The sequence below is a fragment of the Sphingomonas sp. LaA6.9 genome, assembly GCF_022601895.1.
In the GTDB taxonomy this organism is placed as follows: Bacteria; Pseudomonadota; Alphaproteobacteria; order Sphingomonadales; family Sphingomonadaceae; genus Sphingobium_A.
The window spans coordinates 13672-28845 of sequence record NZ_JAKVIO010000047.1 but is presented as its reverse complement, the minus strand read 5'-3'; the positions used below and the strand labels follow the sequence as shown (position 1 = coordinate 28845).

Here is a 15174-nt window from a genome sequence, read left to right as displayed (position 1 = left end):
GGGGCTCACCAAGCAGGCCTGGGACGATACCGTGGCGCTCCACCCGAGCATGGCCGAGGAACTGGTGCTGCTGAGATGAACCCACTCAGCGTGTAAAGGTCTCGCCCTTCATGCTGACGACCAGCGCCTTGACCTCGCGGATCGCATCCGGGTTGATCTGTCTGACCGATGCCGCGTGATCCTCGGCCGAATCCCAGATCTCGACGATCACAATGCGATCGGGGTTCTTGTCGTCACGCACGACCTCATAGGCGCGCAGGCCCTTGGTTTCGGGAATCGGCGGGACCTCTTTGCGCATCCGCGCATGGAGCGCATCGCCCTTGCCGGGACGCGCGATCATCTCGCCCACCATGATGATGCCGTCCGCGGGCTCCGCCGCCGCCAGCGCCGCGGGTGCGAGCGCAAGCAGCAGCATTGCGAGCCAGCGCATCATCCCACGCGATTGGCGATGAGATCGTCGACCACCGAGGGGTCGGCGAGCGTCGAGGTGTCACCGAGCGAAGAGACATCGCCCTCCGCGATCTTGCGCAGGATGCGGCGCATGATCTTGCCCGAGCGTGTCTTGGGCAGGCCCGGCGCGAACTGGATCGCGTCGGGCGTCGCGATCGGGCCGATCTCGGTGCGGACCCATTGCTTCAGCTCGGCGCGCAGTTCCTCGCTCGCCTCGCAATTGGCGTTCAGCGTCACATAGGCATAGATGCCCTGGCCCTTGATGTCGTGGGGCATCCCGACGACCGCGGCCTCGGCGACCTTGGCGTGGAGCACGAGCGCGCTCTCGACCTCGGCGGTGCCCATGCGGTGGCCCGAGACATTGATCACGTCATCGACGCGCCCGGTGATCCAGTAATAGCCGTCCTCGTCGCGCCTGCAGCCGTCGCCCGTGAAATATTTGCCGGGATAGGTGGTGAAATAGGTCTGGAAGAAGCGTTCATGATCGCCCCAGACCGTCCGCATCTGCCCCGGCCAGCTCCGCGCGATGACGAGATTGCCTTCGGTCGCGCCCTCGAGGATCTTGCCGTCGGCATCGACCAGCTGAGGCTCGACGCCGAACATTGGCTTGGTCGCCGAACCCGGCTTGAGCGCAATCGCGCCGGGCATGGGCGCGATCATCGCGGCGCCCGTTTCGGTCTGCCACCAGGTATCGACGATCGGGCAACGCCCCTCGCCGACAATGTCGTGATACCAGCGCCACGCCTCGGGATTGATCGGCTCGCCGACGGTGCCGAGCAGTTTCAGCGACTTGCGGCTGGTGGAGGTGACGAATTCATCACCCTCCTTCATCAGCGCGCGCAGCGCGGTGGGGGCGGTATAGAGGATCTCGACATTGTGGCGGTCGGCGACCTGCCAGATGCGGCTGGGGGTGGGCCAGTTGGGCAGGCCTTCGTACATCAGCGTGGTCGCGCCATTGGCGAGCGGGCCATAGACGATATAGCTGTGCCCCGTCACCCAGCCGATATCGGCGGCGCACCAGTAGATCTGGCCGGGGCGATAGTCGAAATAGAGTTCGTGCGTCAGGCTCGCCCAGAGCAGATAGCCGCCCGTGGTGTGGAGCACGCCCTTGGGCTTGCCCGTGGAACCCGAGGTATAGAGGATGAAGAGCGGGTCTTCCGCGCCCATCGGCTCGACCGGGCAGTCGGCGGTCACGTCCGCAGCGGCTTCGTCATACCAGATGTCGCGCTGCGGTTGCATCGCGACTGCGCCATCGGTGGCCCTTACGACGACAACCTTGCGGACGCTGGTGCAGTGCTTCAATGCCTCGTCGACATTGGCTTTCAACGGCACCTTCTTGCCGCCGCGACGGCCCTCGTCGGCGGTAACGACCAGCGTGGAATCGCAATCGGTAATGCGCCCCGCCAGCGCCTCGGGCGAGAAGCCGCCGAACACGACCGAGTGGATTGCCCCGATGCGCGCGCAGGCGAGCAGCGCGAACGCCGCTTCGGGGATCATCGGCAGATAGATGGTGATCCGGTCGCCCTTCTTCGCGCCTGCGCCCTTGAGCACATTGGCGAAGCGGCAGACCTCCGCGTGGAGTTGGGCGTAGGTGTAGCTGCGCGGGGCTTCGTCAGGGCTGTCGGGCTCCCAGAGGATCGCGACGGTGTCCGCCTTGTCCTTCAAATGCCGGTCGATGCAGTTGGCGGCGACGTTCAGTTTCCCGTCGGCGAACCACTGGATGCGGAAGTCGTCTTCCCTGAACGACCAGTCGCCCGCGATCTCGGGGCGCTTGATCCAGTCGAGCCGTCGCGCCTGTTCGAGCCAGAAGCTGCCCGGATCGGCGAGCGCGCGGCCATAGAGCTGCTCATATTTCGCGGCGTCGACCCGCGCCTTTTCGGCCCATTCGCGCGGCACCGGAAACAGATTCTGCTCAGACATCCGACTCTCCACTGATTGTGGCCGCTGTTTGAAGGAAGCGCCGGGGCAAGGGCAAGTGGTGATCGGTGCATTTTTTTATACGGTATTGGCGCAGGCATCATGACGCCCGTGGCCCGGCGCCTTCCGGATCACCGGTCGCACTGGCTCCAGTCGCCGCGTTCGCAGGCTGCGACCTGACGGCGCCAGGCGGCCATCCGGGCTTCATAGCGCGCGCGGGCATTGGCGTTGGCGGCATCGCGTGCATTGTATTTGGCGCGGTCGCGCGCGCCCGTTGACCGCGCCTGTGCGGCGTTGAGTTCGGCGACCTTCTTGCGATCCGCGAGCTTGGCGGCGTAATTCGGATCGTCGGCTGCGGGGTCGGGCGTGCGGCTGACAAGGTCGCGCGCGTGCGCGGGGACGGCGGGTGCCGTGAAGGCTGTGGCGAGCAGAAGCGCTGCCAGCGCGTATCTGGACATGGATGGACCCCTTTGGTTGTCAGCCTGCTTGGGGCCGTGCACATGTCGGGCGCAAGTGGGCGGCGCAGGGGGACGGAGACGATCCGCCCTGATTGCACGCCGGACCGAGGTGGTGCCGATCAGGCGCGGGGCGGGGTCGCGAGCAGCTTCACGGTCATGGCGAGCCGGCGCGCATCCTTGCAGGCAACGTGTCTCATGGGCAGGCGTTGTCGCGCCTCCAAGTCGGCGCGGGAAACGGCTTCGCAGCAGATCTGCATGTCCCTGAACAATTCACCGACGAACAGGATGGGGAAGGGGCTCGACCGGCCGCATGCCTGGGAGAGCGTTTCGAGCCAATGGGCATCGAGGTCGCTGTCCGCATAGACGGTGCATCCGTCGGCTTCCGCGACGAGTTCGGCGAGCACTGCATCGGCGGTGGTGCCGTGTTCCTGGAGCATGTCGCGGCTGATGCCGTGCAGCGACTCGGCGTGATCGCACCAGTCCCAATAGAACCATTGCCGCGCGGGTTTGATCAGCCAGCTTCTGGTGCGGCCGCCGACCCTCGAGAGCGCGACCTCGATCGGATAGGAATAGCCCGCCTCTGGCAAGCATGATGCCTCGAAGTCGATGATCGCGATGCGTTCCATCGTGCTTCTCCCAGCCAGTTACAGCCTTCGGCATCCTCTCCCGGGGAATTCCAGCTTTGGGGAGAGGCTATCATAAATGCTGCGGTGCGGAAGCGATGCCGCTGTCCTGAGCCTTGCGGGTACGCCGAAGCGTGCGCATTTCGCCTCTGTCTGAGCGCACGCCGGTTTGTCTGGTCACGAATGCGCGTCAGGCGGGCTGGCGAATCCGTTCGATCGCGGCGCGCGTGATGGGTTCGAGCGCATCGCCGTCATAGGCGAGGATCATCGCCTTCATGCGCGGGTCCCAATATTTGAGGATGTGCTCGGCGGTGGCGTGCGCGGCCGCCTCGGGCCCCTGCATCGCAAGGTTTCGTGCGATCTGGTTGGCCATGTAGATGAGCCGCCCCAAACTATCGGCTCGCGTGCTCACTCGGCAGCCTTCGCAATGCGCCGCGAGCGCGTCGAGAGCGCCTCATAATCTTCCTGCCAGTCGGTCGGGCCGTTCGAAGGCGTCACCTGTACCGCGGTCACCTTGTATTCGGGGCAGTTGGTGGCCCAGTCCGAATAGTCGGTGGTGACGACATTGGCTTGTGTCGCGGGGTGGTGGAAGGTGGTGTAGACCACGCCCGGCGCGACGCGGTCGGTGATGAGCGCGCGCAGCGTCGTCTCGCCCGACCGGCTGGCGAGGCGGACCCAGTCGCCGTCGCGCACCCCCCGGTCCTCGGCGTCCTGCGGATGGATTTCGAGCCGGTCCTCGGAATGCCACATTTCGTTGGGGGTGCGCCGCGTCTGCGCGCCTACATTATACTGGCTGAGGATGCGGCCCGTGGTGAGCAGCAGCGGGAAGCGCGGCCCCGTCTTCTCGTCGGTCGGCACGTAATCGGTGACGACGAACTTGCCCTTGCCGCGGACGAAGCCGTCGATGTGCATCACGGGGGTGCCTTCGGGCGCCGCGTCATTGGCGGGCCACTGGATCGAGCCGAGCTCGTCGAGCCGGGCGAAGCTGACGCCCGCGAAGCTCGGGGTGAGGCGCGCGATCTCGTCCATGATCTCGCTCGGGTGGCCATAGTTCCAGTCGAGCCCGAGCGCGCGCGCGAGCTGCTGCGTCACCTCCCAGTCGGCGAGGCCGTTGAGCGGCTCCATCACCTTGCGGACGGGCTGGATGCGGCGCTCGGCATTGGTGAAGGTGCCGTCCTTTTCGAGAAAGGTCGAACCCGGCAGGAAGATATGCGCGTAGTTTGCCGTCTCGTTCAAAAAGAGATCGTGGACGATCACGCATTCCATCGCCGAAAGCCCCGCGGCGACGTGGCTGGTGTTGGGGTCGGACTGGAGGATGTCCTCACCCTGAATGTAAATGGCCTTGAATACACCATCGACCGCGGCGTCGAGCATGTTGGGGATGCGCAGGCCCGGCTCGGCATCGAGGCTGACGCCCCAGTCCTGTTCGAAGAGCGTCCGCGTTTCGGTGTCGGAGATGTGGCGATAGCCCGAAAGCTCGTGCGGGAAGCTCCCCATGTCGCACGCGCCCTGGACATTGTTCTGGCCCCTCAGCGGATTAACGCCGACGCCGGGGCGGCCGATATTGCCCGTTGCCATGGCGAGGTTGGCGATCGCCATCACCGTGGACGAGCCCTGCGAATGCTCGGTGACGCCGAGACCGTAATAGATCGCGGCATTGCCACCCGTCGCGTAGAGCCGCGCGGCGGCGCGCAGCTCGGCGGGGTCGACACCGGTGACGGGCGCGAGGAATTCGGGGCTGTGCTTTGGATCGGAGACAAATTCGGCCCAGTCCTGATACTCGTCCCAGTCGCAGCGCTCGCGGATAAAGGGTTCGTCGGCGAGCCCCTCGGTGACGATCACATGCGCCATCGCGGTCAGCACCGCGACATTGGTGCCGGGGCGGAGCGGCAGGTGGTGCGCAGCCTCGATATGCGGGGTTCGCACCATGTCGATGCGACGCGGATCGATCACGATCAGCTTGGCGCCCTCGCGCAGCCGCTTCTTCATCCGGCTCGCGAACACGGGGTGGCCGTCGGTGGGATTGGCGCCGATCACGAGCATCACATCGGCATGTTCGACACTGTCGAAATCCTGCGTGCCCGCCGAGGTGCCAAAGGTCGTCTTCAGGCCATAGCCCGTGGGTGAGTGGCAGACGCGCGCGCAGGTATCGACATTGTTGTTGCCGAAGCCCGCCCGGACGAGCTTCTGGACGAGGAAGGTCTCCTCATTGGTGCAGCGTGACGAGGTGATCCCGCCGATCGAGCGCTGGCCGTATTTGACCTGGATGCGCTTCAGCTCGGAGGCAGCGTACGCGAAGGCTTCTTCCCACGAGACCTCGCGCCAGGGCTGGTCTATCTTCTCGCGGATCATAGGGTTCAGGATCCGCTCCTGATGCGTGGCATAGCCCCAGGCGAAGCGGCCCTTGACGCAGCTGTGCCCGCGATTGGCCTTGCCTTCCTTCCACGGCACCATGCGGACGAGCTGGTCGCCCTTCATCTCGGCACGGAAGGTGCAGCCGACGCCGCAATAGGCGCAGGTGGTGACGGTGGCGCTGTCGGGCGCGCCGATTTCGGTCACCGCCTTTTCCTGCAGCGCGCCCGTGGGGCAGGCCTGGACGCAGGCGCCGCACGAGACGCATTCGGACGACAGGAAATCGTCGTCGGCAGTACCCGCCGAGACCCTGGATTTGAAACCGCGCCCCTCGATGGTCAGCGCGAAGGTGCCCTGAACCTCGTCGCACGCGCGGACGCAGCGCGAGCAGACGATGCACGCCGCAGGATTGAAGTCGAAATAGGGGTTGGAGCAGTCGAGCGGCACCTCGAGATGATCGGCGCCGGGGGCATAGCGGACGGAATCGACACCCGCCGCCACTGCCTGTTCGCGGACCTCGCATTCGCCCGTCGCGCAATCAGGGCAATCGGCGGGGTGGTCGGAGAGATAGAGTTCCATCACGCCCTTGCGGAGCTGCTGCAGCCTTGGGCTTTGCGTGCGCACGACCATGCCCTCGGCAACGGGGGTGGTGCATGAGGCGGGGGTGCCGCGCGCGCCGTCGATCTCGACCAGACACAGCCGGCACGATCCGAAGCTCTCGAGGCTGTCGGTGGCGCAGAGCTTGGGGATATCGGTGCCGTTTTCGGCGGCGGCGCGCATCACACTGGTGCCCGCGGGAACGGTGACGCAGCGGCCGTCGATGCTGAGCGTCACGATATCCGTCGCCCTGGAGGCGGGCGTGCCGAAATCGGCCTGTCGCGAATAGGTCATGGGGCCAATCCTTGTGCGCCTGAGCATAGCGCGAAATCCTCGGGCGTGTTGAGATTGTGGAACGCGGTGTCGCACCAAACTTGCCGCGTGCCGCTCACCGCAAACCAGCCACGCATTGAGCGATCGGGCTGGCTGGCGAGATGATGATCGAGCGCATCGGCGAGCGTTGTCGGCCAGAGGCCGAAGATATGCTGGCCTTCAATCACCGCCGGGGCGCTGCCGAGCGTGGTGCGGAGATTGGCGGGAACCGGCAACGTGTCACAGCCCGCGGTGAGGACCGCATCGAAGCCATTTTCAATGGCGTAGCGCAGCGCAGCGCAGAGGCCGCCGAGCGGCCCCTGATCGGGAGCCGGGCGATCGGGTATCGAGGTCAGATCCGGCCAGTCGCGGCCGCATACGATCAGCGCGTCGGTCTGTGGGGCGAGCGCGTCGGCAATGTGATCGAGCAGCTTCCGCCCCACAATCTCCGCGTGAGCCTTGTCGCTGCCGAAGCGGCGCGACTGGCCGCCCGCGATGATCGCGCCCAGTATTTTCAACGGAAATCCTCGGGGAAATGATGAAGCGCGCTCAGCACGGGATAGGGGGTGAAACCGCCCAGTGCGCAGAGTGAGCCCGATTTCATCGTTTCGCAGAGATCCTCGACCAGCGCGATATTGGCGGCAACATCCTCGCCCGCGATGATGCGTTCGATCGTCTCCATGCCGCGCGTCGAGCCCAGGCGGCACGGCGTGCATTTTCCGCAACTCTCTATCGCGCAGAACTCCATCGCGAATTTCGCCTGCGCGGCCATGTCCACGCTGTCGTCGAATACTACGACGCCGCCATGTCCGATGAGGCCGTCGCGCGCCGCAAAGGCCTCATAGTCAAAGGCCGTGTCAAAGAGTGAGGGTGGAAAATAGGCGCCGAGCGGCCCGCCGACCTGTGCCGCGCGGACGGGTCGGCCCGAGGCGGTGCCGCCGCCGATGGCGTCGACGAGCTCGCCCAGCGTCACGCCAAACGCGGTCTCGAACAGTCCGCCATATCGGATATTGCCTGCGAGCTGGATCGGCATCGTCCCGCGCGAGCGGCCCATGCCGTAATTCGCATAGGCCTCAGGCCCTTCAGCGAGCACGAACGGGACCGCCGCGAGCGTGAGGACATTGTTGATGACGGTGGGGCAGCCGAACAGGCCCTTGTGCGCGGGCAGCGGCGGCTTGGCGCGGACCTCGCCGCGCTTGCCCTCGATCGAGTTCAAGAGCGAGGTTTCCTCGCCGCAGACATAGGCACCCGCGCCGACGCGGACCTCTATGTCGAAGGGGGCGATGATCGCGCGGCTGCGCTCGACCGCCGCTTCCATCTTCGCGATCGCGTGCGGATATTCGGAGCGAATGTAGATGAAGCCCTTGCGCGCGCCCGTCGCGAGGCCGGCGATCGCGAGCCCCTCGATCAGCACATAGGGATCGCCCTCCATCAGCATGCGGTCCGCGAAGGTGCCACTGTCGCCCTCATCGGCGTTGCAGACGATGTACTTGCGCCCGCCCGCCGCTTCGAGCACGGTCTTCCACTTGATGCCTGCTGGAAAGCCCGCGCCGCCGCGACCGCGCAGACCGGATGCGGTGACGGCCTCGACAATCTGCTCCGGCTCCATCGCCTGTGCTGCGCGCAGGCCTTTCCAGCCGCCGGTCGCCTCATAATCTGCGAGGCTGAGCGGGCGTGTCTTGCCCGCACGCGCAAAGGTCAGGCGGGTCTGCGCTGCGATGAAGGGGTGATCCTCGATGCGGCCGATGCTCAGATCGTCTGCTTTGCCTGCAAGGATCGCGGCGACGTCGACGGGCATGACGGGGCCGTAACCTTTGCCGTCGATCTCGACCAAGGGTTCGAGCCAGTGCATGCCCCAGCTCGATACGCGGACGATCTCGGCATCGGGGGCGGCGGCGGCGAAGGCTTGGGCCACTGCATCGGCGCCACATGCCAGCGCGAGCGCGTCGTCGGAGATCAGGATGCGCATCACAGCGCCTCGATCAGCGCGCCGAGCCTGCGCTCGTCGAGCCGGGCGTGGAGGTCAGTACCTATCATCGCATTGGGGCCGACCGAGCAGAGGCCCAGGCAATAGACGGGTTCGATCGCGATCCGGTCGCCCGCCTTGCCCTTGGCCCAGGCGGCGAGCGGCTCGGAGCCGCGCGCCTGACATGCCTCGGCACGGCAGAGCTTGAGCACGGGGCGGGTTTCGGGGGCGCTTCTGAAGTCGTGATAGAAGCTGACGACGCCATGCACTTCGGCGCGGCTCAGGTTGAGCGCCTGCGCGATGTGGCGGATCGCGGCCTCTTCCACGCAGCCGAAGGCGTGCTGCACGTCATGGAGGATCGGGAGCAGCGGGCCTTCGCGTGTCCCGTGGCGGGCGATGATGCGATCGAGTTCTTCGGCGTTCAACCAAGCCGCTCCGCGTGCCAGCGCACATGATCTTCCATGAAGCTGGAAATGAAGAAGTAGCTGTGATCATAGCCCGGCTGCATCCGGAGCGTGAGCGGAATTCCGGCCTTTTCGCATGCGGCGGCGAGCAGTTCGGGCTTGAGCTGTCCCGCGAGAAAATTGTCGGCATCGCCCTGATCGACAAGGATTTCGGCGACACGCGCGCCGTCCTCGATCAGCGCGGTGGTATCGTATGCGCGCCAGTCGGCACGATTGGCGCCGATATAGCCGGAAAGCGCCTTTTCGCCCCAGGGGCAGTTGAGCGGCGAGCTGATCGGTGCGAAGGCCGAGACGCTCCTGAACCTGTCAGGATTATTGAGCGCGATGGTCAGCGCACCATGACCGCCCATCGAATGGCCGGTGATCGACTGGCGATCCACGTCGGCCGGGAAGTTCGCCGCGATGATGCCGGGCAATTCCTTCGTGATGTAAGAATACATCCTGAAGTTCGTGGCCCATGGATCTTCGGTAGCGTCGACATAGAAGCCGGCGCCCTTGCCGAAGTCATAGCCCTCGTCATCGGGAACGGTATCGCCACGCGGCGAGGTGTCGGGGCAGACGAAGATCACGCCCAGCTCGGCGCAGATACGCCGATATTCGCCCTTTTCCATGACGTTGGCGTGGGTGCAGGTGAGCCCGGAGAGATACCAGAGCACGGGCAGCTTCGCACCGTCCTCAAGCGGCGGGACATAGACCGCGAACGTCATGTCCGTGCCCGTTTCGGCGGAGGCGTGGCGGTATACGCCCTGCACACCGCCGAACGCCTTGTTGGTCGATACAGTCTCGATCGCCATGCTTATTGCGCCGGGCGATGCATCGCGCAGATCTTGTTGCCCGCGGGATCGCGCAGATAGGCGAGGTAGAGCTTGCCGAAGTCGCCCTCGCGCATGCCCGGCGGGTCTTCGCAGCTCGTGCCGCCATTGGCGATTCCCGCGGCGTGCCACGCATCGGCCTGTTCGGGCGATGCCGCGGCGAAGCCGATCGTGCCGCCATTGGCATGGCACGCGGCCTCTCCGTTGATGGGCCTGGTGAGCATGAACAGCCCGCCATTGTGCATGTAGAAGACCCGGCCCTTGTCATCCATGCGGCCGGGCCTGGCGCCGAGCGCACCAAGCACGGCGTCGTAGAAGACCTTCGATTTTTCGGTGTCGTTAGCGCCGAGCATTACGTGTGAAAACATGGCATCCCCTCCTTGTTTTTCTCAGTAGACCACGACGCTGCGGATGGATTCCCCCGCATGCATCAGGTCGAAACCCTTGTTGATTTCCTCGAGGCTGAGCACATGGGTGATCATCGGATCGATCGCGATCTTGCCGTTCATATACCAGTCGACGATCTTCGGCACGTCGGTGCGGCCCTTGGCGCCGCCGAAGGCAGTGCCCTTCCACACGCGGCCGGTGACCAGCTGGAACGGGCGCGTCGCGATCTCCTTGCCTGCTTCGGCGACACCAATGATGATGCTTTCGCCCCAGCCGCGATGGCAGCATTCGAGCGCGGTGCGCATCACCTCGGTATTGCCCGTCGCGTCGAAGCTGTAATCGGCGCCGCCATCGGTGAGCGCGAGCACCTCGGCGATGACATCCTCGCGGCTCTTGCCCTTGCCGTTGATGAAATGGGTCATGCCGAACTTGCGGCCCCATTCCTCGCGGTCGGGGTTGATGTCGACGCCGACGATCACGTCCGCGCCCACCATCTTTGCGCCCTGGATGACGTTGAGGCCGATGCCGCCCAGCCCGAAGACGACGACCTTCTCGCCGACCTGGACCTTGGCGGTGTTTACCACTGCGCCGACGCCCGTGGTGACGCCGCAGCCGATATAGCAGCTCGTCTGGAAGGGCGCGTCCTCGCGAATCTTCGCGACCGCGATCTCGGGGAGCACGGTGAAGTTCGAGAAGGTCGAACAGCCCATATAATGGTAGATCGGCTGGCCCTTGTAGCTGAAGCGCGTGGTGCCGTCGGGCATCAGGCCCTTGCCCTGCGTGGCGCGGATCGCGGTGCAGAGGTTGGTCTTGCCCGAGAGGCACGACTTACACTGGCGGCATTCTGGGGTGTAGAGCGGGATCACATGATCGCCGGGCTTGACCGAGGTGACGCCGGCGCCGACCTCGCGCACGATGCCGGCGCCTTCATGGCCGAGCACCGAGGGGAAAATGCCCTCGCTGTCGAAACCGTCGAGCGTATAGGCATCGGTATGGCAGATCCCCGTTGCCATGATCTCGACCAGCACCTCGCCGGCCTTGGGGCCTTCAAGATCGAGTTCGACGATTTCGAGCGGCTTCTTCGCCTCGAACGCGACGGCGGCGCGGGTCTTCATGGGCGGGGGTCCTTTCGGATGAAATGCGGTTTCCCGCTGCTTGCCGCCAATGGGGGGCGGTGGCAAGAGCCGGATCCAGTTTTTTATACAGTCGTATAACAAGCGCGAAAGCGAGTTCGACGGATATGGCTTAGCTTCACTTAGCTTCTCAAACTTCTCACAAAACGCCTTCTTTCCTATCCCGGGTCGAACGCGGTGCCGGACCACCGCCTGGCGCGGATCATGACAGGAAAGGACGCTGTAGGACAGCAGGCGCACGCGGCACGGCTTGGCGTCAGCGCTGTCAGCCATTAGGGGCAGTGCATGCTGCGCCTTTCCGGACTCGCCCTGCCGCTCGACCACGCGCCCGAAGCAATGCCCGAGGCGATCTGCACGCGGCTGGCCATCAGCGGCGATGAACTGCGCGGCTACCATATCTATCGTCGCGGCAACGATGCGCGCCGCAGGAGCGCGATCCAGCTGGTCTATACGCTCGACATCGAGCTTGCCGACGAGGCTGCGGTGCTCGCGCGCTTTGCCGGCGACAAGGATGTCCGGCCCACACCCGACATGCAGTACCGGTTCGTGTCGCACGCGCCGCAGGGCTGGTCGGGGCTTCGGCCGGTCGTGATCGGCGCGGGCCCTTGCGGCCTCTTTGCGGGGCTGATCCTGGCGCAGATGGGGTTCAGGCCGATCATCCTCGATCGCGGCAAGGTGGTGCGCGAGCGGACCCGGGATACCTGGGGGCTCTGGCGCCGCGCCGAACTCGACCCCGATTCCAACGTGCAGTTCGGCGAAGGCGGGGCGGGGACCTTTTCGGACGGCAAGCTCTATTGCCGCGTCAAGGATCCGCGCTTCCTCGGCCGCAAGGTGCTGGAGGAGTTCGTGCGCGCCGGCGCGCCCGACGACATATTGTGGGAAGCGCATCCGCATATCGGCACGTTTCGCCTTGTCACCATGGTCGAGAGCATGCGCCGCACGATCGAGGAACTGGGCGGCGAATATCGCTGGCAGACGCGCGTCGACGATGTCGAGCTCGAACGGCTGCCCGACGGCAACCAGCGGCTACGCGGGCTGCATCTGCAGGATCTTGCCGGTGGTGGGGGCAGCTTCCTCGAGGCCGATCACGTCGTTCTCGCGGTCGGCCACAGCGCGCGGCCGACCTTCGAGATGCTCCATCGCCGCGGCGTCCATATCGAGGCCAAACCCTTTTCGATCGGCGTCCGGATCGAGCACCCGCAGAGCTGGGTGGACCAGGCGCGCTATGGCAAATGCGCGGGTCATCCCGATCTCGGCGCAGCTGCCTACAGCCTGGCGCACCACTGCGAGAACGGCCGAACCGTCTACAGCTTCTGCATGTGCCCGGGCGGCCGCGTGGTTGCCGCGACCTCGGAGGTAGGGCGCGTCGTCACCAACGGCATGAGCCAGTATTCGCGCGCCGAGTTCAACGCCAATTCGGGACTCGTTGTCGGGATCGATCCGGCGCGTGACTATCCCGACGGGCCGCTGGCGGGGATCGACTTCCAGCGCCACTGGGAATCGCTGGCCTATGTCGCGGGCGGCTCCTCCTACTGGGCGCCGGGCCAGAAGGTCGGGGATTTCCTGGCGGGCAGGCCGTCGACGGAACTCGGCGAGGTCATCCCCTCCTACAAGCCCGGCGTGACCATGACCGATCTGACGCAATGCCTTCCCGGATTCGCGGTCGAGGCGATGCGCGAGGCGCTGCCCGTGTTCGGCCGCCAGATCGCGCGCTACGACCATCCCGATGTGGTGATGACCGGCGTCGAGACGCGCACGTCCTCGCCGATCCGCATCACGCGCGGCAAGGACTTCCAGAGCCTCAATGTCGAGCGGCTTTTCCCCGCGGGTGAAGGCGCGGGCTATGCGGGCGGGATCCTTTCGGCCGCGATCGACGGGATCAAGGTGGCGGAGGCCGTCGCGCTCAGCATCATGGCGCCCTGAGATGGGGGGACCCGCCGCCCCGGTCATGAGTGTCGGAAGGGGGCGACGGGCCTTTGGGCACATGCCCAGGACGTCAGCGTTCGGCTACGCCATAGGGTTCCGCCAGCATCAGCAGGTGCGTTGCATGATCGATATAGCGAGGATCGCTGCTGTAGCTCAGTTCCAGCCGCTCAAGATCGGCATGAAAGTCATCTGATTCAGCGCCCTCCTCCGGATTCCAGCGCGGATCGGGAGCGAAGCGGCTGTGGAAGAGATCGAGGCCGCAAAGCCGCGTGATGCCGATGTGCGGCGCTAACAGCGCTTCGAGTTCGCGTGCCGCGAAGCAGTGCGAGCTGAATTCGATGTGCCGCCCGTCGCTCAGGTCGATCACGAGCCGGTTGGTGTGATGATCCTGACGGAACGCAGTGGCGCGCTCGACATGATCGACGAAGATCGAGGGCTGGCTGCCGACGGTCCGCACGCTCACCAGCAACGCACCGCGTGTGACGCGCGCGAGTTCGGCGCACACCGAAGCCTGCCGCTCCATCTCGACATGGTTGAGCACGCCGTTGAGGCACAGGCAGAGATCGACCGATCCCGTCGCCTCGGGCAGCTTATGGGTCATGTCGGCGGTCTCGAAGCGCAGGCGTACGCCCGCATGATCGCGCAGGTCGTTGGCGCGCATCCGCGCGATCGCGATCTGCTCGCCCGAAATATCGAAACCGCGTGCCTCGATGTGCGGGATGCCGAGCGCCCAGGCGCGGACCACGACGCGGCGCAGCCAGGTGCCGGGGCCGCAGCCGATGTCGAGCACGCGCAGCGTCTCGCACCCCGCCTCGGCCAGCGCGACGAGCCGGGCCTCGATCGCGGTCCAGATCCTGCGGTCGCCATAGCTATAGCGTCCGCCGAAATCGAAGAGGTCGCGGCCCGGGCCGTCGGCATAGGTGAGATAGTGAACGCCCGCGCTGTCATAGGCGCGCGCGATTTCGTCATGCGTCCCCGGTGTGCGACGCGAATTCAGGGAAAGAACCGAGCGGGAAGCCATAGGATACTCCACAATTGGCATTGGCCATGCGGAGTTAGGGCGGGTGGGCATTTTGGCTCAAGACGAGCGAAGCGCGCCCGGCATATGGATTTCATAGCATTTTGCGGCCGGGGGCGCCCGGCCGATCGCGTGGGTCAGCCGAGCGCCGCCGCAGCCCTTGCGTTCGCGGTGATCGCGGCCGCGTCGGGTGTGCCCTTTGGCACGATCCAGCTGCCACCGACGCAGAGCACTTGGGGAATCGCGAGCCAGTCGGGCGCGGTCGCCTCGGTGATGCCGCCGGTGGGGCAGAAACGGCAATTGCCGAACACCGCGGTCAGGCTTTTGAGCGCAGGCGTGCCGCCATTGGCCATTGCGGGGAAGAACTTGAAGTGCGTCAGCCCGAGATCGAGCCCGCGCATCACATCGCCCGCATTGGCGGTGCCGGGAAGGAACGGGATGCCGCTCGCGATCGCGGCCTTGCCGAGATTTTCGGTGAGGCCGGGCGAGACGATGAACTGCGAGCCCGCGTCGATCGCGGCCTTCAGGTCGTCGGGGTTGAGCACGGTGCCCGCGCCGACGATCGCACCCTCGACCTTCGCCATTTCGCGGATCGCATCGAGCGCGCATTCGGTGCGCAGCGTGACTTCGAGCACCTTCAGCCCGCCCGCGACGAGCGCCTCGGCGACGGGGCGCGCGTGCGCGACGTCCTCGATCACGAGAACGGGGATGACCGGGGCGGTGCGCATGATGGTTTCGATGGGCTTCATGGATTGTCCT

Annotated in this window: 15 protein-coding genes; 1 reads left to right on the top strand and 14 read right to left on the bottom strand. The window is 65.6% G+C overall.

Annotated features, from left to right (window positions below):
* Nucleotides 1–85: 85 nt before the first annotated feature.
* The 12 genes from MKI88_RS18275 to MKI88_RS18220 all read right to left on the bottom strand — a co-directional run bounded on the left by MKI88_RS18275 (nucleotide 86) and on the right by MKI88_RS18220 (nucleotide 11453).
* Nucleotides 86–433, bottom strand: a complete 348-nt coding sequence (locus MKI88_RS18275) for a putative quinol monooxygenase (RefSeq protein WP_241632984.1) — start codon at nucleotides 431–433, stop codon at nucleotides 86–88.
* Entirely contained in the window at nucleotides 430–2370 is a 1941-nt protein-coding gene (gene acs / locus MKI88_RS18270) for an acetate--CoA ligase (RefSeq protein WP_241632983.1), read from the bottom strand. The genes MKI88_RS18275 and acs overlap by 4 nt, the downstream gene beginning before the upstream one ends.
* Nucleotides 2371–2498: 128 nt before the next feature.
* Nucleotides 2499–2825 carry a hypothetical protein gene (locus MKI88_RS18265; protein ID WP_241632982.1) on the bottom strand — a complete coding sequence of 109 codons (327 nt, stop codon included), beginning with the start codon at nucleotides 2823–2825 and terminating at the stop codon, nucleotides 2499–2501.
* Between the two features lie 119 nt (nucleotides 2826–2944).
* Nucleotides 2945–3451 carry a hypothetical protein gene (locus tag MKI88_RS18260; RefSeq protein WP_241632981.1) on the bottom strand — a complete coding sequence of 169 codons (507 nt, stop codon included), beginning with the start codon at nucleotides 3449–3451 and terminating at the stop codon, nucleotides 2945–2947.
* 187 nt (nucleotides 3452–3638) lie between these two features.
* Nucleotides 3639–3860 (bottom strand): formate dehydrogenase subunit delta, encoded by a 222-nt coding sequence (locus MKI88_RS18255; RefSeq protein ID WP_407073384.1) that lies wholly within the window; start codon nucleotides 3858–3860, stop codon nucleotides 3639–3641.
* A complete protein-coding gene (gene fdhF, locus MKI88_RS18250) occupies nucleotides 3857–6691 on the bottom strand; it encodes a formate dehydrogenase subunit alpha (protein WP_241632980.1) in 2835 nt (944 codons plus the stop codon). The genes MKI88_RS18255 and fdhF overlap by 4 nt, the downstream gene beginning before the upstream one ends.
* On the bottom strand, nucleotides 6688–7227 hold the full coding sequence (locus MKI88_RS18245; protein WP_241632979.1) for a molybdenum cofactor guanylyltransferase: 540 nt from the start codon (nucleotides 7225–7227) through the stop codon (nucleotides 6688–6690). The genes fdhF and MKI88_RS18245 overlap by 4 nt, the downstream gene beginning before the upstream one ends.
* Nucleotides 7224–8678 (bottom strand): NADH-ubiquinone oxidoreductase-F iron-sulfur binding region domain-containing protein, encoded by a 1455-nt coding sequence (locus tag MKI88_RS18240; protein ID WP_407073383.1) that lies wholly within the window; start codon nucleotides 8676–8678, stop codon nucleotides 7224–7226. The genes MKI88_RS18245 and MKI88_RS18240 overlap by 4 nt, the downstream gene beginning before the upstream one ends.
* Complete coding sequence (locus MKI88_RS18235; RefSeq protein ID WP_241632977.1) at nucleotides 8678–9100, bottom strand: NAD(P)H-dependent oxidoreductase subunit E; 423 nt, start codon at nucleotides 9098–9100, stop codon at nucleotides 8678–8680. Before MKI88_RS18235 ends, MKI88_RS18240 begins: the two co-directional genes overlap by 1 nt.
* On the bottom strand, nucleotides 9097–9933 hold the full coding sequence (fghA, locus tag MKI88_RS18230; protein ID WP_281063759.1) for an S-formylglutathione hydrolase: 837 nt from the start codon (nucleotides 9931–9933) through the stop codon (nucleotides 9097–9099). Before fghA ends, MKI88_RS18235 begins: the two co-directional genes overlap by 4 nt.
* 2 nt (nucleotides 9934–9935) lie before the next feature.
* The gene (locus MKI88_RS18225) at nucleotides 9936–10319 is read right to left on the bottom strand and encodes a VOC family protein (RefSeq protein ID WP_241632976.1); all 384 of its coding nucleotides are present in this window, start codon (nucleotides 10317–10319) and stop codon (nucleotides 9936–9938) included.
* Between the two features lie 21 nt (nucleotides 10320–10340).
* Nucleotides 10341–11453 (bottom strand): S-(hydroxymethyl)glutathione dehydrogenase/class III alcohol dehydrogenase, encoded by a 1113-nt coding sequence (locus MKI88_RS18220; protein WP_241632975.1) that lies wholly within the window; start codon nucleotides 11451–11453, stop codon nucleotides 10341–10343.
* Nucleotides 11454–11756: 303 nt separating this feature from the next.
* Here MKI88_RS18220 and MKI88_RS18215 point away from each other — a divergent pair, with 303 nt between their 5' ends.
* On the top strand, nucleotides 11757–13394 hold the full coding sequence (locus tag MKI88_RS18215; RefSeq protein ID WP_241632974.1) for an NAD(P)/FAD-dependent oxidoreductase: 1638 nt from the start codon (nucleotides 11757–11759) through the stop codon (nucleotides 13392–13394).
* A 73-nt stretch (nucleotides 13395–13467) separates the two neighbouring features.
* Here the strand turns inward: MKI88_RS18215 and MKI88_RS18210 are convergent, their stop codons facing one another.
* Nucleotides 13468–14418: a class I SAM-dependent methyltransferase gene (locus MKI88_RS18210; RefSeq protein ID WP_241632973.1), complete on the bottom strand. Its 951-nt coding sequence runs from the start codon at nucleotides 14416–14418 to the stop codon at nucleotides 13468–13470.
* Nucleotides 14419–14552: 134 nt separating this feature from the next.
* Complete coding sequence (gene eda / locus MKI88_RS18205) at nucleotides 14553–15164, bottom strand: bifunctional 4-hydroxy-2-oxoglutarate aldolase/2-dehydro-3-deoxy-phosphogluconate aldolase (RefSeq protein ID WP_241632972.1); 612 nt, start codon at nucleotides 15162–15164, stop codon at nucleotides 14553–14555.
* Nucleotides 15165–15174: the final 10 nt, after the last annotated feature.